A 4,397-nucleotide genomic window follows, 5' to 3' on the forward strand; every position below is an offset into this window, starting at 1 on the left:
GGCCTCGACGGCGCGGCCCTGGCCGGTGGTGCCGCCCTCGGAGGCCGAGGGGGTGTCCCAGCCCTGCCAGCCGATGCCCGAGACGTGGGCGTCGATCTGGACGGACGAGCCGTCTGAGTAATCGGAGCTGTCGAGCGAGAGCTTGAGGTCCTCGAGGGCGAGGCCGCGGCCGGTGGTGCCGGCGGTCGCCCCGTCGGACACGGCGCCCTGCCAGCCAACGTTGGAGACGTGGGCGCGGTAGGTCAGGGACATGGGCTTCTTCTTGAAGGCGTAGTCGACGTTGGCCCCGTCAGACGAGGGGGCGGCGTCGCCCTTCTTGACGAGCCTGATCTGGACGGCCTCGACGCTCCTGCCGAAGCCGGTGGTGCCGGCCTCCTCGCCGTCCTTGGCCCAGGCCATCCAGCCGATGTTGGAGGCGTGGACGCGGTAGTAGACGTCGTAGTCCTTGGCGAGGGAGCCCGTGAGCCTCAGGCGCACGGCCTCGACGGCGCGGCCCTGGCCGGTGGTGCCGCCCTCGGAGGCCGAGGGGGTGTCCCAGCCCTGCCAGCCGATGCCACTTACATTGGCGTTAATTTGCACTGAGCCATCTTCAACAGGATTCAAGATGCCGACCTTAAGATCCTCCACTGATTTAGACTGCCCCGTTGTGCCAGCTGTAGATCCGTCGCGCTTGCTGCTCATCCAGCCAATATTCGAGACATGTGCCTCATACTGAATATGCATCTTGCTGTCGTCTACGTTCAGAAGAGAACCGTTGAAGCAGTAGTTCATGTCACAGCGTCCGTTAACGCCCGGGACATTACCGCTGCTTGAATACTGCCAGAAACTGTAGCTGCCAGCATAATCGCAACGCCAATTATATTGAGCGACCCAATGGTCATAACCGTTCAACGACGGAGAATTCAGGCAGTTGTTAAGCCAGTTAAGGTTCGCATAGATACCCGACTTAAAGCCAACGGCCTCCATACGGTTGCAAAAAGTCTGCGCAATCTGAGTGAGCTTATCCTTGCTGAAATCCGGATCTTGCAAGATATAGCTATCCTCAAGATCATAATAGACGGGAAGCGACGGATGATGGCCACCGAGCCAAGCAAGTGTCCTGTCGGCCTCTTTATTGGCATCCTCTACAGAACGGGCGTAGGAGTAGTAATACACGCCATAAGGAATGCCGAGGCGTTCACATTCAGCAGCGTTCCTTTCAAAAGAATCGTCAGGTTTTCCGTAAACCGGACCGACCTTGAGAATGGCAAAATCAATCCCCGCGGCCTTAACCTTATTCCAATCAACAGTTCCTTGATGATTGCTGACATCGATGCCGCGCGCGACAACGCCATTGGGCAAAGAATCGTCAGTTAAAGACTGCGCATCGATGTCGCCATTGCCAGAATCGATAAGCACGCCGTTTTCGAAACGCCAAGAGTTCGGTTCCAAAGAGTCTGCTTCGCAGGAATTCATCTCAGCGGAATCATCGGTTGGGGCTTCACCGTTTGACTCGTCAACACCAGATTCTTCGACGCCAATTCCAGGCTGTTCGCCGGAATCCGAATCTGTTTCCCCATAAGGACGAGCAGCATTTGCATCGTCACCATACCATTCGGTCACACCCCGAGAACCCGAGGCATCGTCCTGCGCCCCCTGAGAACTTACACCTTGAGATTCGTGCTCGATTGATGTTTGCAAGACCGACTGCGAGGCAGCGGCGGCCTGAACCGACAGCGCATACGCGCTGTAAGGCTGAATGATTTGCGACCAGCCCATCAATAGCGTACAAACCAAAGCCGCAGACGCTTTGAGATGTTTCATGTATATCCCCCGAGACATTGACCACATGTAAAGACCGAATAGCTGCTATATTACCGCACTTCCATACAGGCATTTAAAGCTTAGAAAAGCAACGTTTACCATACAGTCAAAAAGAGGCGCTCCTGCAACGGAGCGCCTCAACAGACTCTATGCAAAAGGCCTAGCTGCGCCGATTACACGACCTGGAGCATTGACCGAGCGCTCGGTCACACCGATCCCCGGCCACGAATCAATGATTCGACCGTTTCCAATGTAGATTCCAATATGACCCCGGTAGTAGACCACATCTCCCCTCTGCATAGCAGAGGTGCTAACCGGCATAAACGTGTTGTTGCGATACCAGTTCATGGAGTTATAGGTCTGCTCGGGCAACCAACGATGGTTATAGGGGTTATACCAACCCATATCCATGCCAGTCGCATACAAACATTGCAGCACCAAGCCCGAGCAATCAACTGCATCCCCTGGCCAAGAAGACCACGGCTCGATATAACGAGTACCGATATATTCACGAGCACGCTGGACGAATGCGTTGATGCAATCCTGTCGTGAAGCGTTGTAAGGAATTCGAGAAGGCGTGACATACGTAAAGTAACCGGTGCAATATGAAGGAAGCTGTACGCTATTACAACTAACTTTTGGATATGATCCCGGGGTCTGATACCCCATATAACGATAGGTCTCAAAATACGAATCAGACGTAGAGCCTGGTGCGGAAGCGCCCTTGGGGGCAATCTTTACCTGTAAAGCCTGAACAGGAATGCCAAGCTTCGTGGTACCCGCGGGCGATCCATTTTTGGTCCAGCCAAGCCATCCGTAATTTGACACATGGACGCGATACCAGACATCAAAGTAATTCGAAACGTCGCCAGTCAAGTTAATCTTCACAGCCTGGATCTGCTGCCCTTGGCCAACAGTTCCCGATGTAGCCCCGTCCGAAACAGCAGACTGCCAACCGATATTGGATACATGAGCAGAATACGAAATGCCACCGCTCATGGAGCTATCGGAAAGCGACAACTGCATGGCCTCCATGGCACGGTTCTGCCCAACCGTTCCGGCAACACCGCCATTGCCAACGGACGCTTGCCAGCCAAGACCGGAGCAATTAGCCTTAGCAGATAGCCCGGGAAGCTGGATCAAAGCAGCATGATCTTGAACGGGAGCCTCGGACGAACCCTTGGCAACCAACTTAATTTGAATTGCCTCGGCCTGCTTAGACAGTCCAACGGTGCCAGCTGCGGCGTCATTTTTAGCCCAACCAAGCCAGCCATAATCCGCCGCATGAACACGGTAGTAAATATCGTATTTTGAAGCGTCGTTGCCAGTGAGCCTTAATTTAACCGCCTGAATTGCAAGGCCCTTGCCAACAGTGCCAGCGTAGGAAGCACCCGAGACGTATGGTTGCCAACCGATATTCGCAACGTGCGCCGATACTTCGACGGAGGCATCGATACCCTGCGTCGAAACATACAACGCCTGCAGAGAACGAGACATGCCCGTCTGACCGGCAGTTTCGCCATTGCCAACGGGAGCCAACCAGCCCGCAGAAGCAACGTGCGCCTGGGATACAAGACCGATTCCCGACGTTTCGATAAATGCATTACTGGTAGGACCAGGGGCAGGTTGGCCCTTACGAACAAGTACAACATCTATGCCGCACAAACCGGAAGAACCGCCAGAAACGCCACATGCCTGACCATTTGACGTCCAACCCGTCCAGCCATTACCGGAATCGCATACTCGATACCAAATGTCATAATTGGCAGCAAACTGGCCACTCAGCGACATTTTTATCGCTTTTATGGGTGCGCCGGATACCGCCTTGGCAGCACCGCCATCCGATGAAAAAGCGCCCCAGCCTGAATATGAATCCATAACGGCATAGGAAATTGACCCGTCATCAGTTTGGCCTGCAACGCTTAAGGCAATGGAGTTCAGCAGTTTGGCGCCCTTGCCCCCGATCGTAGCCTTTTGACCAGAAGATAAGCCAAGACTCTCTCCAGAAACGGCGGATCCGGAAACCGCAACAGCATCTAGATCGCCGATAAAGACATTGCTCGAAGAGCCAGGCGCTGCTCCGCCTTTCTCCACAAGGATTACCTTTACCGCTTCGATAGCCTTGCCTTTACCGGCAGAACCAGCGGCAGCTCCATTGCAAGCCCAATCAAGCCAGCCTATACCTGACACATGAGCACAATACCAGACGTCATATTTTTCAGCTGCCTCACCGGTTAGACGAATCTGAACGGCTTCGAGACGCTGAGACTTACCAGTCGTTCCACAGTGCCCCTCAGACCACTGCTGCCATCCGACATTAGAAACATGGCCACGAAGCTCAATGGAGCCCGAGTGACCATACCAGCCAAGCTGAGCCTCAAGAGCCTCCATGGGGAGGCCCCTACCAGTTGTCCCGGCAACAGATCCGCCGCCTACGGGCGACATCCAACCAATATTCGACGTATGTGAGCGAACAATGATTGAGGCAGGTTCATCGCTACGGCTCTTAAAAGGACAGGCGGTGTCGCCCGGGGCGGGGTCGCCCTTGGGCAGGACCGCGACCTGGACGGCCTGGACGGCGCGGCCGTAGCCAG

The 4,397-nt window shown here is 54.9% G+C and carries 2 protein-coding genes; both read right to left on the minus strand.

Annotated features, from left to right (window positions below):
* The coding region (locus ACESUZ_RS09800; protein WP_373199867.1) for a GH25 family lysozyme at positions 1-1,803 on the minus strand (1,803 nt) is incomplete at its 3' end.
* Positions 1,804-1,950: 147 nt separating this feature from the next.
* The gene (locus tag ACESUZ_RS09805) at positions 1,951-4,356 is read right to left on the minus strand and encodes an NlpC/P60 family protein (RefSeq protein ID WP_373199868.1); all 2,406 of its coding nucleotides are present in this window, start codon (positions 4,354-4,356) and stop codon (positions 1,951-1,953) included.
* Positions 4,357-4,397 lie beyond the last annotated feature (41 nt).

Origin of the sequence: Collinsella aerofaciens ATCC 25986, assembly GCF_964239575.1 — a bacterium.
In the GTDB taxonomy this organism is placed as follows: Bacteria; Actinomycetota; Coriobacteriia; order Coriobacteriales; family Coriobacteriaceae; genus Collinsella; species Collinsella aerofaciens_BQ.